This window comes from Falsochrobactrum ovis (assembly GCF_003259955.1).
Taxonomy (GTDB): domain Bacteria; phylum Pseudomonadota; class Alphaproteobacteria; order Rhizobiales; family Rhizobiaceae; genus Brucella; species Brucella ovis_A.
On sequence record NZ_QLMK01000008.1, the window covers coordinates 76,945 to 94,105 of the forward strand.

The following is a 17,161-nucleotide window of genomic DNA, read 5'->3' on the forward strand; positions in this document are numbered from 1 at the left end:
TCGCTTAAGCGAAGTAGCGCACCCGGATTGCGTCAATCGCTACCGCAATAAAGATCATGAATCCACCTATCATTCCAACATAGAACGAAGGAATGTTGATAATTGCCAGGCCGACCTGGATAATGGTTAGCAGAAGTACCCCGCCGAGAATGCCGATGACATTACCCCGGCCACCAAAAACGCTCACGCCGCCAATAATCGGTGCAGCAATGGCATAGAGCAGATAGCTCGAGCCCTGATTGGACGTGATGGCCATCTGCCAAGAGGCGAGCAGAAATCCAGCAACGCCTGCCAGAAATCCCGAGATCGTATAGGCAATGATTTTTACACGATCAACACGGATACCGGCGGAGTTTGATGCCTGCGGGTTGCCACCAACAGCATAGATCGAACGCCCAAGCACCGTCATACGCAGCATTACGCCAACCGCAATAAGTGCGATCACAAAGATCAGCGGCATAACCGGCCATCCGCCAACAGAAGCCTGGCCGATCCAAACATAACCGTCAGAAAGATTGGTGAGTGTTTTACCTTGCGTAAGCGCGAGCAGAGCGCCCTGCAGGATGATCATCATAGAAAGCGTCTGAATCAGGGAGACCATACGCAGTTTTGTGATGCATAATCCGTTGAAGAAGCCAATCAGCGTCGCCACGGCAACGCCTACCAACATGGCGGGAAACCATGGCATGCCAAGACTGGAATATGCGAGCGCACCAATGGCTGAGGAAAAGCCAAGATTGGCGGGAATGGAAAGGTCGATTTCTGCGACCAGCAGCGGAAGTGCAACCGCCAGACCTAGCATACCCAGAACCGTGGCCTGAACCATGATGTTCTGCATATTCATAACGGTGAGAAAGAACTCATTGAAGAGTCCGAAGCCCAGAACAAGCGCTACCAGCCAGATCCACACGACATTGTGCAGAACCCATCCAACAATATTCTGGGACTGTTTCTCTTTTGGGCTGGTGCTTTTGGAAGCTGTGACCGACATAACAGTGCTCATTCCTTCATTCCTTTTACCGAACCGATGCCTACGCCTGCGAGAGGCGGCGCAGATTATCGGTGGTGATATTTTCTCCGGTAACGATCTCTTTCACTGAGCCATCACGGAATACACAAACGCGGTCAACAGCGCGGACCAGTTCGTCCGTATCGGTTGATACGATGATCACACACACGCCTGTTTTACTGAGTTCATCAATAATGCGCAGCACATCCTGTTTAACGCCCACGTCAATACCGCGTGTGGGTTCATCGAGGATCAAAAGCCTCGGTTCCGTCGCAAGTACACGGCCGAGACAAACCTTTTGCTGGTTGCCGCCACTCAGCGTGTCGACAGCGACTGACGCACCCGGCGCCTTGATGCCCATACTGGCAAAATAACCGTCGCAAAGTGTCTGTTCATTTGTCCTTTGGACAAAGCCAAGCGTTGAACGGCGGTCGAGCGAGGAGAGGGCAATATTCTGGGCTATCGACAAGTGCCCAACCACACCATCCTTGCGGCGGTCGTCAGAAAGATAGGCAATGCCACGGTTAAAAGCTTCGCGGGGGTGTTGGGGCAAAGCAAGTTCTGCGCCACCGAGACTAAGTGTGCCGGAACTGGCAGGGTTAAGGCCAAAAATTGCCTTGGCAAGTTCCTTGGCACCTGCACCGGGAAGTCCAGTGAAACCAATAACTTCTCCGGCCCGTATGTCGAGAGCATCAAGATCAACATGCTCCGCAATCACATTGCGCAAACGAATGGCTATGGGTTCATTAGAAAAGATTTTGCGCTCACGCTGGAACAGATCAAGCCCGCGCCCAAGCACCAATTCGGAAAGTTGTTCCGATGTCATAGAGCCGACATCTTCACTCCCACCCGCATAGGTTCCGTCGCGTAGCACGGATACTGCGTCGCAGATTTCAAGAATTTCATCATTATAATGCGAAATGAAAATGAAGGTAACGCCTTCATCTTTCAGATTGCGCATAAAGTCGAACAATTGGCGGCGGTCCGGTACCGTCAGCGCTGCTGTCGGTTCATCAAGAATAATGACCTTGCCGCCCGAAAACATCGCCCGCAAAATGTTAAGCTTGCGGCGGGCAACGGCATTCAGCTTGCCGGCAAGTGTGTTAGGGTTGATGTCAGAATCTTCCAACATATGGGCCGCATCGGCTTTCAGCTTTCGCCAGCGCACAAATCCACCTTTGGAAGGCCAGATGCCCAACATAAGATTTTCGGCAGCGGAGAGATGATCAATGATCATCGGCTCCTGCGTGACCAGAAAAACCCCGGCTTCTTCCATTGCTTTGACGTCAGCGCCTTGAACAGGCTGGCCATTCAGAAAAATGGTACCGCTTGTTGGTGGTCTCTGTCCGGAAATAATCCCAACTAATGTGCTTTTTCCGGCCCCGTTTTCGCCCAGCAGACCATGGATACTACCGCGACGAATGTTAAGGCTGACTGATTGCAAAGCGGTGAATGAGCCATATCGTTTGGTGATATTATCAATCCGCAATGCAATATCATTCGTAGGCTCTTTTGCAGCCTGACGATTATGAGCCATCGCTTGAGTATTTGTCATAATCTATCCGCCTTTTGCGAAAACACTTGCCCGGCCAACGGGAGGATGTCCGCGCTATAGTGCGGACATCGCCCATTTATGATCAGGTATAAGGAACGCCCCATTCCTTTTCGGCGATATAGCCCCAATGGCGCTTATCGGAAGCGTTTTCGCCATTGATTACGAAAGGCGGAATGATCAGGGTTGGACCTGTGGGACCATCAACGATTTCGGCCGTTTCCCAGAAATATTTCTTATTCTCATAAGGTCCGAGAGGAACATCCTCGCCCTTCAAAGAATAATCGGCGAGCATTTCTACCGCGATTTCACCATAGGCAATCGGGTCTTGGGAAACGCAGGCGTCGATATAGCCATCCTGAATACCCTGAACAGCAACGGGCTCGCCGTCAATTGTCACGAAAATGACGTGGCCTTCTTCGCCAACTTTCTTCCAGAGGCCTTTCTGCTGAAGCGCGGTTGCAATGCCGCGGGCAGGGGAGTCACTTGGTGCGTGGACTGCATCAAGATCAGGATGTTCAGAAAGGGTTGAGAGTGTTACCGAAAGCATCTGGTCGAGCTGACCTTCTGTCGGACGGCTAATATAGGTGATTTCCGGATATTTGGCGAATTCTTCGTCCATGCCTTCCTTGCGCTGGCGCCATGCAACACTTGCAAGCGAACCATAGCAATTGAGCACTTTACCCTTCGGGCTGCCATATTTCTTGGTCAGGCGGTCAATAATTTCGCGGGCAGCCATTACACCACCCTGATGGTTATCGAAGCTGACTGTGATTGCCACTTTGCCGCCATCTGCTGGCGTGTCGATGATTGCGACAGGGATCTTCTGCTGGTTGTATCGACGAATGGCGCTCACAATAGCCTGACTGTCAATTGGGTCGGAAACCATTGCAGACGGCTTGGAGAGCATAAGGCTCTGCCACTGTTCGAGCTGGCGGGTATTGTCGAAATTAGCATTCGTCGCCTGGAACGCCCAATCACGGCTTTGAACAGCGCGTTTTACAGCTTCTTCCTCAATGACGAAGAAATAATAATCAAGGCTTTTATTGCTGAATGGCACAAACACACGGTCCTGCGCGAATGCAGCATTTCCTGTCAATGCGCTAGCCCCTAGAGCAAGACCACCAGCCAGAACATGACGGCGATTTAATTTAAGTTCGGTAGTCATAAGAACCTCCCAATATGATTGATATAGTTTCACTACATCAGAGTTGAGTTTGTCAAGCCGAATTCAATTATTAGCAAGAATTTAGCTGCAACCTACCCGCTCAAGGGCGGGATTTAAGCCAAATAGCTCGGCCATATCCTCATCTGCCGCCCTTTTGCAGAATACTAATATCGAAGTTTTACTAGATCAGCGCATCTTTACGTAGGAAGTGCCATCAAAGCAGCCCACGACCATACCTGCTGATTCACGGGTGAAGAGTCCGTTTTCCACGACACCCGGGATACGGTTGAGCTCGATTTCCAACGGTGCTGGGTCGTTGATTTCCACGCATTTGCAATCAAGAATGAAATTGCCGCTATCGGTGACAACCGGTTGTCCGTCATTCATACGGCGGCTGATTTCTGCGTTAATGCCGTGTTCCTTAAGAACGCGATCGACCATACGTTCGGTTTGGACCCATGCAAATTGCACCACTTCTACTGGAAGCGGAAACGCGCCAAGCTTATCGACCAGTTTCGTTTCGTCAGTAACCGTAATCATTTGCTTCGATGCATGGGCAATGATTTTTTCCCACAGCAAGCAAGCACCACCGCCTTTGATCATGTTAAAATCACGATCAATTTCATCTGGGCCGTCAACAGTTAGGTCGATCTCGCCGATTTCATTAGGATCCGTGATTGCGATGCCGACTTCGCGCGCTACATCGATGGTTGAACGGGAAGTGGTTGTGCAGGTCAGCTTCATGCCATCTGCCACATATTTCCCCAGTTCACGCACGAAGAAATGCGATGTGGTGCCCGATCCCAGGCCGAGCTTCATGCCGTCTCGGACAAATTCTTCAATAACTCTGCGCCCAGCAACTTTTTTCGCTTCATTTTGTTCTGCGGACATTTTTCTTTCCTGACGATAGCCGGAGCCATCCCAATGGCTTCGGCGGGTTGGGTTTAATCGCGTATCTTGTCTGTTAGCCAAGAATCCAGCGCAGGCAGCTGATCGGGAAAGTCGCTGCCGCTTGATACCGCTATGGCCGTAACCAGCATATTGACCACGAGGTGATGGTTTAGCCGCGACGCCAAAGGCGTCATGAGTTCGGTTTGGTCATATGGGCGCACCGCAATCAGCGCGTCGGTCACGCGCGCCAAAGGGCTTTCAGCAGCAGTTACCGAAACGACGCGTGCGCCTCCTGCTCTGGCTGCAATTGCAAGCTCAACCATTTGTTTTGTGTGCCCCGATTGCGAAAAAATCAGCGCTATTTCCTGTGGTCGAGAGTTTTCAACATGCATCCATTGTTTTTTGCGCCCGACAATCGCTGCACATCGCATACCAAGACGCTGAAATTTGTGCTCAGCATCAATAGCGGTGACTTCTGAAATGCCACTTGCATAAATGCCGGTCCAAACTGCATCGCGCAAAAGAAGCGCCGCTTTTTCAACTTGTTGCGGGATAAGGTCTTCGAGTGCCCGCTGAATAGCGTTGAGCGAATTACGACAAGTTTTTCGAACAATATTGTCGATCCCGTCATTGGGAATAATTTGCTCGTAAACAAATGGCGCCGACGGAACGAGACTTTGCGCCAGATGCAGCTTGAAGTCTTGATAACCTTCAAAGCCGAAGCGACGGCAAAAGCGGATAATTGTGGGGTCACTAACCGAACAACGGACTGCCAGTTTTGCCATGCTCATATGGATGACACTATTGGGAGATGTGCTTACAAACTCCGCAATGCGGCGTTCGGCTGCTCCCATTTCATCCATTTGATGTAATATGCGCTGCAGAAGGCTGATGGTCATGGATGCGTTCCTTTGATTATCGTTTATTGAGCACGATATTCCATGAGATCAGCTATGCGTGCCAGTCTTTGATGGGGTTGGACATTTACGTCCTTGCCGCCGCCCCACGGCACCACGAAAAACTCGGCCCCTGCGCTATCTGCTGTTGTTTTGTCCACATTTGTGTCGCCGATATAGGCCCAGTCAGAACCGTTAAGTCCCATTTTTTCAACCACAGCCATCAAGTGTCCCGGATTGGGCTTGCAGGCGGGGACAGCGTCAGCGCCAATAGCAACATCGATTATAGTGTCGAGTTCTAGGATTTTCAGAATTTCCTGAGTGAGCGCGTGCGGCTTATTTGTGCAAATGCCCAGACGAAAACCGGCACTGTGAAGATCGTGCAAATCTTCACGCACATTTTCAAAAAAACGCGTCTTTTCTGCCGGATTACGGTGATAATTGGCAATATAGCTTTTCACGGCCTCATCAACGGTTTCATCATCCGAGGGCAGGCCCTGATCGACAAATATATCCAGCAGCAGGCGACGCGGACCGTTACCAATAAATTGCTCAACATAATCGTCCGAAAGTTCGGGCCAGCCTTTGGAAGCCATATAGACATTTACCGCGGAGGCAATATCTGGCGCACTGTCAATGAGGGTGCCGTCCAGATCGAAGATCAAAGCTGAAAATTTTTTCATATTTCAAGCAATTCCTATGTTTCGTGCTTCTTCGATCAGTCAACCGGCAAACGCAGGATCGTTCAGGGCATGAAAGCTCTGCACGAGGGCGGGGTAAAGATCGCGATAAATATGATGTGCTTTGCGATAAATCTCGCCATTGACACTATTGGGCTGCTGCCGGCTCAGTTCGCGTATGATGCGCGCTGCCTCAGTGGCATCTTTCCAAACGCCTGCTCCAACGCCTGCGACCAAGGCCGCGCCAAACGCGCCGCCCTCAGCAGCACCTTCTGTCGTCACCACATCACAATTGAAAAGATCCGCCTGGATTTGTCGCCAGAGCTGTGAGCGTGCGCCACCGCCGGATGCTTTGATCACGCGCCCTTCAATACCCATTGAGGACATCAGCGCATGCATGTCATAAAATGCATGTGTGACCCCTTCCATGACGCTGCGGCCAATATCACCAAATCCGTGACGGGCAGTAAGCCCGACAAGCGCACCGCGTGCAGAAGGGTCTGGATGCGGGCAACGTTCGCCATTGAGATAGGGAAGGAAAAGCAGCCCCGAAGCACCAGCTTTGCTGGCTTCTGCTGCCTCGACAATTTGATCGAAACTCAGATCATTGCCATGACCGGCTTGTGCGAGAACCGAGCGGAACCAACCCATCGCGCCACCAGCATTCAAGGAAACGCCCATTGCGTGCCATTTATCTGGCGCAACATTACAGAACATTTGAATGCGACCATCCGCACTGGGTGTGGGCGCATTAAGGGCAGCGGCTAATATGCCTGCGGTGCCGATAGTCGTTTGCAACTCTCCCGGTTCAATAACGCCAGATCCAATGGTCTGGATAACACTGTCGCCGCCGCCACCCACGACCGGAATACCAGCAGGCAGGCCAAAGGCTGCGCTGCCAGAGGCACTGATGCGCCCCGAAATAATATGAGATTCATGGCAGACAGGTAGAATAGCTGGATCAATTCCGAGCTTTTCGATCAGATCGGTTGCCCATTTGCGCTCATAAACATTAAACAGACCGGTGCCAGAAGCGTCAGAAACTTCTGTCGCCAGCTCGCCTGTCAGCACATAGCGCAGATAATCCTTTGGATTGAGAACATAGCGCAGTTTTGCAAAAAGCTCTGGCTCGTGGTTTTTCATCCAGAGGATTTTACCACCGGTATAACCAACCAGCATGCGATTGCCGGTAATGCCGATCAGCGCCTCTAGCCCTCCGGCTTTTTCGGTGATCTCTTCGACTTCCGCGCCATTGCGTTGATCATTCCAGAGAATGGCCGGGCGCAATATGTTTTTGTCTGCGTCAAGCGGTGTAAGACCGTGCATTTGGCCGGAAAGGCCGACGCAGAGCAGTTCCACATCGGGCGCTTGTTGCATGACCGAGGCTACGGATTTGCGGGCACCCTCAATCCAGAGCGCTGGGTCTTGCTCAGTCCATCCGGTCCGTGGCTGCGACAACCCATAGGTGGCCGTGCTGGATGCCAGCACATCACCGTCAACCGAGATCAAAAGCGCCTTGCAGCCGGAGGTGCCAATATCAATGCCAAGAAGTGCCGATGTCATTGAATCAGGCTCCTACGCCATGATGCAGGCGGATATGTTTGAAATTGAAATATTCAAGCAACCCTTCGCGGCCATGTTCATAGCCGATGCCGCTTTGTTTGCGTCCGCCATAAGGTGCGTTCATGATGCCTGCATCCACATTGTTGACGGCCACATTGCCATAATCCAGTTCGGCAGACAGGTGATAGATTTCCGTAAGATCGCGCGCGAATAGATAGGATGCCAAGCCATATGGCGTGTCATTGGCAAGCTTGATAGCTTCTTCCAGAGTGTCAAAAGGTGCGACGCCAACGAGCGGACCAAAGGTCTCTTCGGTCATGACTTTCATATCGTGATTGCAATCGGCGACAATGGTTGGGCGGAAGAAAAAGCCCTTCGCATAGTCGTCACCCTCAGGCGCGCTACCACCAGCAATCAGCCGCGCACCTTTTTCCAGCGCATCCGCAAGATGCTCGCGGGTTTTTTCCAGTGGTGCAGCCGAAGCCATGGATCCTACATCGGCCGCAGGATGAAGAAGTCCATCGCCGATGGTCAATGCATTGGCTGCCACAGCGAATTTTTCAAGAAACGCATCGTAAAGCGATCGAGCTACATAGATGCGGTTAATCGCGATGCAAATCTGCCCCATATTACGGAAAGAGCGACGCGCAGCACCCTTTACGGCAGCATCAAGATCGGCGCTTTCTGTAATAATCAACGGGCAATTGCCGCCGAGCTCTAGCGACATGTGCTTGATCGTTGGGCAGGATTGCTGAATTTGCAAGCCAACAGCACTGGAGCCAGTAAACGCGATTTTAGAGATTTCTGGATGTTCCACCAAGGCTTGGCCCACAATCGAGCCTTTCCCGGTCACAACGTTTACAACGCCCGCAGGAATGCCCGCTTCCGCCACTTTTTCTGCGATGGCGAGAGCGGTAAAAGGCGTAAGTTCAGCAGGTTTGATGATAATGGTGCAGCCCGCTGCAAGGCTTGCGCAAAGTTTCCAGCCTACGAGTTCGGCAGGATAATTCCACGGAGTAATTGCGGCTACAACACCGATAGGTTCACGGATTACCTGGCTCTGATAGCCATTCTGATCATTGGGGATAAGCTCACCGAGAACGCGCACCGCTTCCTCGCCATAAAAATGACAGGCTTCGGCAAGTTTGAGGATTTCACCCTTTGCTTCGTTCAGGGGCTTGCCCTGTTCAAGCGTCATAATATGTGCCATGCGATCAGCATCGGCAGCAATCAAATCACCAAGCTTGTGCAATGATTGTGAACGGGTTTTGGCGGGAACGCGCTTCCATTTATTAAAAGCACTTTTCGCGCTTACAACGGCGGCTTCAATTTCATCCGGAGTCGTGGCAGCAATCTGGCCGATTGTTTCACCGCGAGCAGGATTTGCAACAGGAATTCTATCGCCACGCCCATCAATGAATTTTCCGTCGATGAAAAGCTGGCCATCGAACTTGGACAGGATGGGGTCGGTCATGTTCTTCTCCACATATTCAGTGCAGGCAATGCCGCGAGGGCTAAGAGATATAGGAATACTACATAGCTGGAGTTTCGCTACTTGCCAATCCTGAAAAATTCAACACCGACAAAAATCAAGCTGTGGATGAAGGTATGTTTTGGCCAGTTATAGGCCCGAGAAATCGGGTTTTTCAGCTTTTGTTGTGCAATATGGCTTGGATTTCAGAATTATTATCCCTTGACGAGATAATGGAGCAATTAATAGTTTTACTACTAAATAATGATAATGAGTCGTTATTCGGAGGGCGCAATCAGTCGGGCGATCTCCTGGACGGGTGGAGGCTTCACTGCGGATTTTGTATGAAATTCTAACGCAGAGGCGATCGAAAACTAACTGAACGGAATGAAAATGTCATATCGTGAAAAAATGGATCTTAGCGGTCGTCTGGCTCTTGTGACTGGTGCCGGTCAAGGGATAGGGGCGGCATGCGCACAGGCGCTGGCAGAAACTGGTGCCACAGTTATCTGCACCGATATTGATTTGTTTCGTGCTGAAGCCACAGCCAATTGGCTTGGTGGCACAGCAAGTGCAAGGCAATTGGATGTAACAAATAGCAGTCAGCTTAATGATTTGGCGTCGGAGCTGCCTCCGCTTGATGTGCTGGTTTGCAATGCTGGCGTTGTCAGCAATATTCCGGCAGAAGATATGAGCGACGAAGAATGGGATCGCGTCATTGATGTTAATCTGAGCGGCGTATTTAAGACCTGCCGCGCATTTGGCCGCCATATGCTTGAGAACGGCAAAGGGTCTATCGTCAATATTGGTTCAATGTCGGCCCAGATTGTTAATGTTCCCCAGCCGCAGTGCCATTACAATGCCTCAAAAGCAGGCGTGCACCATTTGACCCGCTCACTGGCTATTGAATGGGCAAAGCGCGGTGTCCGAGTGAACGCAGTCGCGCCTACCTATATTGAAACACCATTATTGCAGGGCTTGGAAAGCCAGAAAGGATTGGTGGATCGTTGGCTTGATCTAACTCCCGCCGGGCGAATGGGCAAACCAGAAGAGATTGCCTCCATTGTTCAGTTTTTGGCTTCGGATGCTTCAAGCCTCATGACTGGATCAATCGTTACCGCCGACGCCGGTTATACCAGTATTTAGGAGCTGCTATGCCAATCGCTTTGGTATTAGAAAGAGCGCGTGCGCTGTCGCTTCGGGATATTGAGCTCGATCTCACTCTCTCGGACAATGATGTGCGCATTGCTATGAATGTAGTGGGAGTATGTGGTAGTGATGTTCACTATTTCCGGCACGGCAAAATCGGGCCTTTTGTAGTCGATGCGCCGATGATTTTGGGCCATGAGGGGGCGGGAACGGTCGTTGCTTGCGGCTCAAATGTGCAAAATCTCAAAGTTGGTGATCGCGTATGTATCGAGCCAGGAATTCCGGATTTTTCAAGCCGGACCAGCCGGATCGGGCTTTATAATCTTGATCCAACGCTTACCTTCTGGGCAACGCCGCCGGTGCATGGTTGTCTGACGCCTGAAGTCGTTCATCCTGCCAGTTTGACCTATAAATTACCGGATAATGTTTCCTTCGCCGAAGGTGCAATGGTGGAGCCGCTGGCTGTCGGACTTCAGGCCGTGCATAAAACCGGCGTGAATGCAGGCGATGTAGCGCTTGTGCTGGGAGCGGGCCCGATCGGTATTCTGATGGCTTTGTCTGCTCTTTCTGCCGGCTGTTCGCGTGTGTTGATTTTTGACCCTGCCACGGAAAAGCTCGACATTGCTGGGCAATATAAAGGGGTTCAGCCTCTTTATTTGAAAAACGGTTCTGTGGCAGAGCAGGTCAAAAAAGCGACCGATGGATGGGGCGTTGATCTGGTTTATGAATGTTCAGGTGCGGCTGTAGCATTCGATAATATTGCAGACTGCATAAGGCCCGGCGGCAAACTGGCCTGCCTTGGAATGCCAACGGCGCCAGTGCCGATTGATATTGTCGCTTTGCAGATTAAGGAAATATCGCTCATAACGGTATTTCGTTATGCCAATGTCTATGATCGCGCAATCGCGCTGATGGCAGAAGGCATCATTGATGTAAAGCCGCTTATCTCTGCAACATTTGATTTCCGTGACAGTATAGCGGCCTTCGAACGGGCTGATGCTGCTCATCCAACAGATGTAAAAATTCAGATCGCTATGCGATAATTTTGCTTCGCAGCGGCGGCACCCGCCCTTCGGTGCCGCGGCAGCAAAACCTATGCTCCAAAAACTGACCAGTTCATTCTACGGCACAGCTTTTCGAGCGCATAAGTCCCCAGCAGTGAATTGCCATGCTGGTTCAAGCCTGGCGACCATACGGCTATTGAAGCGATACCGGGTACAATGGCCAATATGCCACCGCCAACACCACTTTTGGCCGGAACTCCAACGCGGAACGCGAAATCTCCCGAACCGTCATAATGACCGCAAGTCATCATCAAAGCATTGATCCGCAAGGACCGTTGAGCGCTGACAATTCTCTGTTTGTTGATTGGATCGCGTCCGGACGCTGAAAGAAAAAGTCCCGCCCTTGCCAGTTGCTCGCATGAAAGCGCCAATGCGCATTGATGATGGTAGACCCCCAATACGCGTGCGGGCTCGTTATCAAGATTTTTGTTTGCTTTTAAAAGATTGGCAAGGGCCGCGTTGTTAAAGCCTGTTTGATCTTCGGCGCGGGCGACAATCTTGTCTATATATACATCATTGTCATCGCTCAAGGATTGCATGAAGCGCACAATTTCGGCCAATGTTTCTCTGGGTTCGTGCGAGCCGAGCAATATATCCGAAATAACAATGGCGCCAGCATTAATGAATGGATTGCGTGGGAATCCTTTCTCAAGTTCTAGCAAAATACTGGAATTGAAAGGATCTCCGGATGGCTCTCGTCCCACGCGCCGCCAAATTGCATCTCCCCTCATGCCCAGTGCCAAGGTGAGAGCAAAAACTTTCGAGATGCTCTGAATTGAAAAACGTTCAGACGCATCGCCCGTCGAAATCATCGTGCCATCATGCAGCATAACTGCGAGTCCGAATTTCTTCGGATCAATCTGCGCGAGTGGGGGAATATAATCGGCAACTTCGCCGCGCTCTTCCATATTCCTAACTTCAGTTTCGATTTCCTCGAGAACTGTGCGCAAATAGTCTTTCAAGCCAACACCTTTTCACCCAATAGCACTATCCCGTGTACTACGTCTTCGTTCGAGCGCCAAGCGAGGTTTGTGCAAGTTGCGTTCCTCACAGGAGCGTGAGCAATTGCTTTAACGCTTCCTGTGAGTAATTACGCATCAAACTGGATGTTGTTGCACGCTTAAACCACCATCAATCGTCAGGCAGGCGGCATTCATGAAAGGACATTCGTCAGAAATCATGAATATTGCTGCCTTCGCAATCTCCTCCGGTGTGCCAATGCGCCGCCCGGGATGTAGGGCGAGGGTTTCAGCTTTTGCAGCTTCAGGGTCAGGAAAACTGTTCCAATAATCGACATTTTTCTGGGTTTGAATATAGCCGGGTGCGATGGCGTTTACCCTAATTTGTTGCGACGCATATTCCAGGCCCAGCGATTTTGTCATGCCCAAGAGCGCGTGTTTTGCCAGTGGATATGGAAAAGTATGGGGAATAATGGTGAAAGAATGAGTGGAGGCGATGTTAAGAATAACCCCGCCACCCTGTTCGATCATTCCTGGCAGAACAGCCTTGGAGCAGTTCCATGCGCCTTTGAGATTGACATCAAAACAGCGGTTCCATTCATCATCGGTGGTGTCGAGCGGCTTGGCAAAAACGTTGATGCCAGCATTGTTTACCAAGGCATTTATCGGGCCGATCACAGAATTTGCCTGTGCCACCGCTGCTGATATGGCTTCGGTGTCGGATATGTCTGCCACGGCAAAATCAAGCACATATCCGCTTTCCCGCAAAGCTTTTGCTTCAGCAGCAAGGAGTACCCCATCCATATCAATTAAGAAAAGCTTAGCGCCTTCACTCGCAAAGGCCTGCGCGATAGCGAGGCCGATGCCTTGAGCAGCACCGGTTACGATAACGCGTTTTCCTTCAAGACGTTTACTCATGTTCCGCCCCCTTACCATTCTGCCACACTGCCGTCTTCATGACGCCAGAGCGGATTACGCCAGTTATGCCCGATTTTGGCTTGTTCTTTGACGAATTCCTCGTTGATCTCAATGCCTAAGCCAGGACCTTTAGGAATAGACACATAGCCATCCTTATATTCAAAAACTTCGCGATTGGTGATGTAATCAAGGATGTCATTGCCTTCATTGTAATGAATGTTGAGACTTTGTTCCTGAATGAAGGCATTATAGCTTACAGCATCCACTTGCAGGCAGGCTGCAAGCGCAATCGGGCCTAGTGGGCAATGAAAGGCCACAGCCACATCATGGGCTTCGGCCATAGCTGCTATTTTTCGACACTCGGTGATCCCTCCGGCGTGGGAGAGGTCGGGTTGAATAATGTCTACATACCCACCCGAAAGGATCGATTTGAAATCCCAGCGCGAATAAAGCCGCTCACCCAATGCAATGGGTGTGGCAGTATGATTGGCGATCTCGGCAAGCGCTTCACTATGCTCTGACAAAACCGGTTCTTCGATAAACATCAGGCGAAACTGATCAAGTTCACGCGCTAGGACTTTGGCCATAGGACGATGGACGCGGCCATGAAAATCTGCGCCAATACCAATATGTGGCCCAACCGCATCTCTCACCGCACCAACGGTTTCGACGATCGCGTCGATTTTGGCAAAACTATCAACGATTTGCAGTTCTTCGGCACCATTCATTTTCAGCGCGGTAAATCCGCGTTCAACCATCGCGCGGGCCTTGTCTGCCACATCGCTAGGGCGGTCGCCGCCAATCCAAGAATAAACCTTGATACGCTCACGGCATTGACCGCCAAGCAGCTCGTGGATTGGCACGCCTAAAGCTTTGCCTTTAATATCCCAAAGAGCTTGATCAATCCCTGCAAGCGCACTCATCAGAATTGGGCCACCGCGATAAAAGCCGCCGCGATACATGACATTCCAATGATCTTCGATGAAACGCGGATCCTTGCCGATCAGATATTCGGACAATTCCTGCACTGCGGCTTCTACAGTGCGCGCGCGTCCTTCAATGATTGGCTCTCCCCAACCGGTTATGCCTTCATCGGTTTCGATTTTTAGAAACAACCATCTTGGCGGCACAATATAGGTTGTCAGCTTAGTGATTTTCATTGGAAATTCCCGATTCTAAACGGTGTCGGAACCCGCTTTACAGAAATCTCAAACGCTCCGGAAAGTGTTCCAGCGGGTTCAAGAATGCTCCAGCCACCCACGCAGCACAAATTGTTGCTCCGCTGTATAATCATAAGGGTGTTCAGCATCTGCTGAATGCTGAAAACTCAGTGGACGGATGGAGAAGGCCGTTAAGCGTTCTCTATCAGCCAATCAAAACATCCGGGTCAAAGCGGCCTTTAAAGGGCAAATCGACAATGAAAATTTTGCCAGACTGGTCTTTTTGGTCAGATTTATCGACGTCAACAGCAGCAGATGTCACCAGCATTTGCCTGGCATCCGGACCGATAAAAGCAGGGCAGCTAGGCTGGGATGCTGGTAGTGGGATAGAATTTAGCGCTTCGCCTCGCGGCGTATATCCAGCAACTTGACTTCCGCCCCAAAGCGCAATCCATATATTGCCCTCATCATCAATGACGGCTCCATCAGGGCCTGCTCCCGCTGGAAACTCATTTAAAAAGAGTTCCGGTTCTGCGGTGGGAAGTCCATTTTGCGGATCGACAGCTACGCGCATAACTTTTCCGCGACCGGTATCGGCATAGTAAGCGGTGGCACCATCGGACGAAAAGCAAATTGCATTGCTTATGCTGATATCTTCGTAAAGCCGGCGCAATTCTCCCGCTCGGTAATGATAAATCGAGCCTGCTCCGGTTTCGGCATTCCACCCCATCGTGCCGAGCCAAAAAGCGCCGGAAGGATGCCCCCGTGCATCATTGCAACGCAGATCTGGCCGATCCTCTTCAAGGGCAAGATGAAAGCTCAATTCGCCCGTATTAATGTTGCGAATATAAAGACCTTTATCAGTGTGCAGTAATTGCCGCTCAGCATCAATGCGCGCCAATGCGCTTGCCGTAAAGGGCAGATCATGTTGCGTTAACTTTTCATCCGCCAGCCGATATTCAAAAAGCTTCTGCTGTAAAATATCAAACCACCATGCAGTTTGACTATGAGGATCAAAGGTCGGGCCTTCACCAAGCTTACATATTGGCGCATCGATTGTACGAAAATTCATAGGCTTATTCATTGCTTACCCCAAAGACCTTATCATAGGCTGCGACCGTCCGGCGGGCGTTGTTGCGAACGGTTTCAGCAGTGTCGCCTGGCCGATATAGGCTCGTGCCTAAGCCGAATGTGCGAATGCCGACTTTTGCATAGTCGGCAAAACTTGCATCAGAAACGCCTCCCACTGCGCCCACGACCGCGTCTTTTGGCAGAACGGTTTTGATGGCGGCGATCCCGGATGGTCCGAGCGATCCAGCTGGGAAAAATTTAAGTGCCGAAGCACCGCTTTTGAGCGCTAATAGTGCTTCCGATGCGGTAAAACATCCGGGCATCGAATAGAGACCACGTTTTGCTGAGGCATTGATCACATCTGCATCGGTGTTCGGGCTAACCATGATACGACCGCCCAGATCAGCAAGCTTTGACACATCGTCAACGGTCAATACTGTGCCAGCACCGATCAAAGCTTGGTCTCCAAAAAGTTTCACGGCTTTTTCGATTGAAACCCAAGGTTCCGGCGAGTTAAGCGGTATTTCAATAGCCTCAAACCCTTCTTCCAGCAAGACCGTTAGAATGGGTTCAACTTCCTCGGTGCGAATACCACGAATGATTGCCACTAATGATCGTTTAAACTTTGGCCAGACGGGGTTGTTACTCATATCATACTCCAGAAGGGTGAACGCTAGAAGGGCCAGAAGAAGCGCCAGACGAAGAGATCAAGGAAGCTGCTGCTAACAACCCGGCGCGGACCACTTTTTCACCATCAAACAGCGTGACATCGAAGCCAGCTTTTTCCATGATTGGACGATAGAGCCCGTTTAAGCGATCAGAAGCAACCAATCCGGCTTTGCCCCCGCCATATATTCGCAAAGCGGTGCCAATTTCTGCTCCGATCAGAATGCCGGAAAGATGGGCAGAACCGTCTGCATTTTGTTCAAAACCAAGCAGTTGGCTTGCTCGCACCTGAAACAACATGGAAAGTGCCTGTTCTGGCGCTTGAAGCGCTTGCTCGGCTGCTCTTTTGAAAGCGGGCGTGTCAGCGTCAAACTTACTGGCCGGATCAATCGCATGTTTGAGAATTGAATGTTGAGAGAGTACGGCAAAGAGCTCTCCCGTCATAAAACTGGTTAGTCCGGCTACCTGTCCTTCCTGCAGGCTTACCCATTTGCAATGGGTTCCCGGCATACAAACCAGACCATTGGGCATGGATTTGATGACACCGGCAAGCTGTGTTTCTTCACCCCGCATAACATTGGCGGCATCGCTTTGCATTTGAGCAACGCCAGGAATAATGCGGACGTCACGTTTCGCATGTTGTACGCGAACGGCATTTTCAGCCAATTTGTCGAGAGCCGCAGGGACGGGCAGATATGGTGCTTCCACCCAACCCTGTCGCGCGCCAGCCATCCCGCTGATCATTACCGGCAGTTGCGCGGGCGCACCAAGATCATTCAAATGGCGCTCGAGAACAGCTGCAAAGCCAATTTCTGATGCCTTCATCATGCCTTCGTCGCTTTTGCTTTCGCGTAGAACGGTGCCGTTCTGATCGACAATCCATAGCCGGAAGCTTGAGGTTCCCCAATCGACCAGAGCATAAAACATGTTCTTTTCCTCTCCTT

General features: G+C 50.9%; 16 protein-coding genes. 2 read left to right on the forward strand and 14 right to left on the reverse strand.

Annotated features, from left to right (window positions below; translation table 11 throughout):
• Window positions 1-4: 4 nt before the first annotated feature.
• The 8 genes from C7374_RS10685 to C7374_RS10720 form a co-directional block, all read right to left on the reverse strand.
• Complete coding sequence (locus C7374_RS10685; protein WP_111575613.1) at window positions 5-1,003, reverse strand: ABC transporter permease; 999 nt, start codon at window positions 1,001-1,003, stop codon at window positions 5-7.
• A 28-nt stretch (window positions 1,004-1,031) separates the two neighbouring features.
• Window positions 1,032-2,564 (reverse strand): sugar ABC transporter ATP-binding protein, encoded by a 1,533-nt coding sequence (locus tag C7374_RS10690; protein WP_245412631.1) that lies wholly within the window; start codon window positions 2,562-2,564, stop codon window positions 1,032-1,034.
• A gap of 82 nt (window positions 2,565-2,646) precedes the next feature.
• A complete protein-coding gene (locus C7374_RS10695) occupies window positions 2,647-3,729 on the reverse strand; it encodes a sugar ABC transporter substrate-binding protein (protein ID WP_111575614.1) in 1,083 nt (360 codons plus the stop codon).
• A 186-nt stretch (window positions 3,730-3,915) separates the two neighbouring features.
• Window positions 3,916-4,620, reverse strand: a complete 705-nt coding sequence (rpiA, locus tag C7374_RS10700; protein ID WP_111575615.1) for a ribose 5-phosphate isomerase A — start codon at window positions 4,618-4,620, stop codon at window positions 3,916-3,918.
• Window positions 4,621-4,673: 53 nt separating this feature from the next.
• The gene (locus C7374_RS10705) at window positions 4,674-5,519 is read right to left on the reverse strand and encodes a MurR/RpiR family transcriptional regulator (protein WP_111575616.1); all 846 of its coding nucleotides are present in this window, start codon (window positions 5,517-5,519) and stop codon (window positions 4,674-4,676) included.
• Between the two features lie 23 nt (window positions 5,520-5,542).
• A complete protein-coding gene (locus C7374_RS10710) occupies window positions 5,543-6,199 on the reverse strand; it encodes an HAD-IA family hydrolase (protein ID WP_111575617.1) in 657 nt (218 codons plus the stop codon).
• A gap of 39 nt (window positions 6,200-6,238) precedes the next feature.
• Complete coding sequence (gene xylB / locus C7374_RS10715; protein ID WP_111575618.1) at window positions 6,239-7,759, reverse strand: xylulokinase; 1,521 nt, start codon at window positions 7,757-7,759, stop codon at window positions 6,239-6,241.
• A 4-nt stretch (window positions 7,760-7,763) separates the two neighbouring features.
• Window positions 7,764-9,233 carry an aldehyde dehydrogenase family protein gene (locus tag C7374_RS10720; RefSeq protein WP_111575619.1) on the reverse strand — a complete coding sequence of 490 codons (1,470 nt, stop codon included), beginning with the start codon at window positions 9,231-9,233 and terminating at the stop codon, window positions 7,764-7,766.
• A 390-nt stretch (window positions 9,234-9,623) separates the two neighbouring features.
• Here C7374_RS10720 and C7374_RS10730 point away from each other — a divergent pair, with 390 nt between their 5' ends.
• Both C7374_RS10730 and C7374_RS10735 read left to right on the forward strand, forming a co-directional pair.
• Window positions 9,624-10,376 carry an SDR family NAD(P)-dependent oxidoreductase gene (locus C7374_RS10730; RefSeq protein WP_111575621.1) on the forward strand — a complete coding sequence of 251 codons (753 nt, stop codon included), beginning with the start codon at window positions 9,624-9,626 and terminating at the stop codon, window positions 10,374-10,376.
• A gap of 8 nt (window positions 10,377-10,384) precedes the next feature.
• A complete protein-coding gene (locus C7374_RS10735) occupies window positions 10,385-11,422 on the forward strand; it encodes an NAD(P)-dependent alcohol dehydrogenase (RefSeq protein ID WP_111575622.1) in 1,038 nt (345 codons plus the stop codon).
• Window positions 11,423-11,472: 50 nt separating this feature from the next.
• Here the strand turns inward: C7374_RS10735 and C7374_RS10740 are convergent, their stop codons facing one another.
• From C7374_RS10740 to C7374_RS10765, 6 genes are all read right to left on the reverse strand, one after another.
• Window positions 11,473-12,405 (reverse strand): glutaminase, encoded by a 933-nt coding sequence (locus C7374_RS10740; RefSeq protein WP_111575623.1) that lies wholly within the window; start codon window positions 12,403-12,405, stop codon window positions 11,473-11,475.
• 135 nt (window positions 12,406-12,540) lie between these two features.
• Complete coding sequence (locus C7374_RS10745) at window positions 12,541-13,320, reverse strand: SDR family oxidoreductase (protein ID WP_111575624.1); 780 nt, start codon at window positions 13,318-13,320, stop codon at window positions 12,541-12,543.
• Window positions 13,321-13,331: 11 nt separating this feature from the next.
• The gene (gene dgoD / locus C7374_RS10750) at window positions 13,332-14,480 is read right to left on the reverse strand and encodes a galactonate dehydratase (RefSeq protein ID WP_111575625.1); all 1,149 of its coding nucleotides are present in this window, start codon (window positions 14,478-14,480) and stop codon (window positions 13,332-13,334) included.
• A gap of 205 nt (window positions 14,481-14,685) precedes the next feature.
• A complete protein-coding gene (locus C7374_RS10755) occupies window positions 14,686-15,564 on the reverse strand; it encodes an SMP-30/gluconolactonase/LRE family protein (RefSeq protein ID WP_245412632.1) in 879 nt (292 codons plus the stop codon).
• The gene (locus C7374_RS10760) at window positions 15,557-16,201 is read right to left on the reverse strand and encodes a 2-dehydro-3-deoxy-6-phosphogalactonate aldolase (RefSeq protein ID WP_111575627.1); all 645 of its coding nucleotides are present in this window, start codon (window positions 16,199-16,201) and stop codon (window positions 15,557-15,559) included. Before C7374_RS10760 ends, C7374_RS10755 begins: the two co-directional genes overlap by 8 nt.
• Window position 16,202: 1 nt before the next feature.
• Window positions 16,203-17,144 (reverse strand): 2-dehydro-3-deoxygalactonokinase, encoded by a 942-nt coding sequence (locus tag C7374_RS10765; protein ID WP_111575628.1) that lies wholly within the window; start codon window positions 17,142-17,144, stop codon window positions 16,203-16,205.
• Between the last annotated feature and the right edge of the window lie 17 nt (window positions 17,145-17,161).

What these genes read in the sequence shown, in the direction of transcription:
- rpiA (WP_111575615.1), bottom strand. Translation starts at nt 4,620, where the DNA reads ATGTCCGCAGAACAAAATGAAGCGAAAAAAGTTGCTGGGCGCAGAGTT.
- C7374_RS10755 (WP_245412632.1), bottom strand. Translation starts at nt 15,564, where the DNA reads ATGAATAAGCCTATGAATTTTCGTACAATCGATGCGCCAATATGTAAG.
- C7374_RS10720 (WP_111575619.1), bottom strand. Translation starts at nt 9,233, where the DNA reads ATGACCGACCCCATCCTGTCCAAGTTCGATGGCCAGCTTTTCATCGAC.
- C7374_RS10765 (WP_111575628.1), bottom strand. Translation starts at nt 17,144, where the DNA reads ATGTTTTATGCTCTGGTCGATTGGGGAACCTCAAGCTTCCGGCTATGG.
- C7374_RS10710 (WP_111575617.1), bottom strand. Translation starts at nt 6,199, where the DNA reads ATGAAAAAATTTTCAGCTTTGATCTTCGATCTGGACGGCACCCTCATT.
- C7374_RS10690 (WP_245412631.1), bottom strand. Translation starts at nt 2,564, where the DNA reads ATGACAAATACTCAAGCGATGGCTCATAATCGTCAGGCTGCAAAAGAG.
- C7374_RS10745 (WP_111575624.1), bottom strand. Translation starts at nt 13,320, where the DNA reads ATGAGTAAACGTCTTGAAGGAAAACGCGTTATCGTAACCGGTGCTGCT.
- C7374_RS10685 (WP_111575613.1), bottom strand. Translation starts at nt 1,003, where the DNA reads ATGAGCACTGTTATGTCGGTCACAGCTTCCAAAAGCACCAGCCCAAAA.
- C7374_RS10695 (WP_111575614.1), bottom strand. Translation starts at nt 3,729, where the DNA reads ATGACTACCGAACTTAAATTAAATCGCCGTCATGTTCTGGCTGGTGGT.
- xylB (WP_111575618.1), bottom strand. Translation starts at nt 7,759, where the DNA reads ATGACATCGGCACTTCTTGGCATTGATATTGGCACCTCCGGCTGCAAG.
- C7374_RS10735 (WP_111575622.1), top strand. Translation starts at nt 10,385, where the DNA reads ATGCCAATCGCTTTGGTATTAGAAAGAGCGCGTGCGCTGTCGCTTCGG.
- C7374_RS10760 (WP_111575627.1), bottom strand. Translation starts at nt 16,201, where the DNA reads ATGAGTAACAACCCCGTCTGGCCAAAGTTTAAACGATCATTAGTGGCA.
- C7374_RS10705 (WP_111575616.1), bottom strand. Translation starts at nt 5,519, where the DNA reads ATGACCATCAGCCTTCTGCAGCGCATATTACATCAAATGGATGAAATG.
- C7374_RS10730 (WP_111575621.1), top strand. Translation starts at nt 9,624, where the DNA reads ATGTCATATCGTGAAAAAATGGATCTTAGCGGTCGTCTGGCTCTTGTG.
- dgoD (WP_111575625.1), bottom strand. Translation starts at nt 14,480, where the DNA reads ATGAAAATCACTAAGCTGACAACCTATATTGTGCCGCCAAGATGGTTG.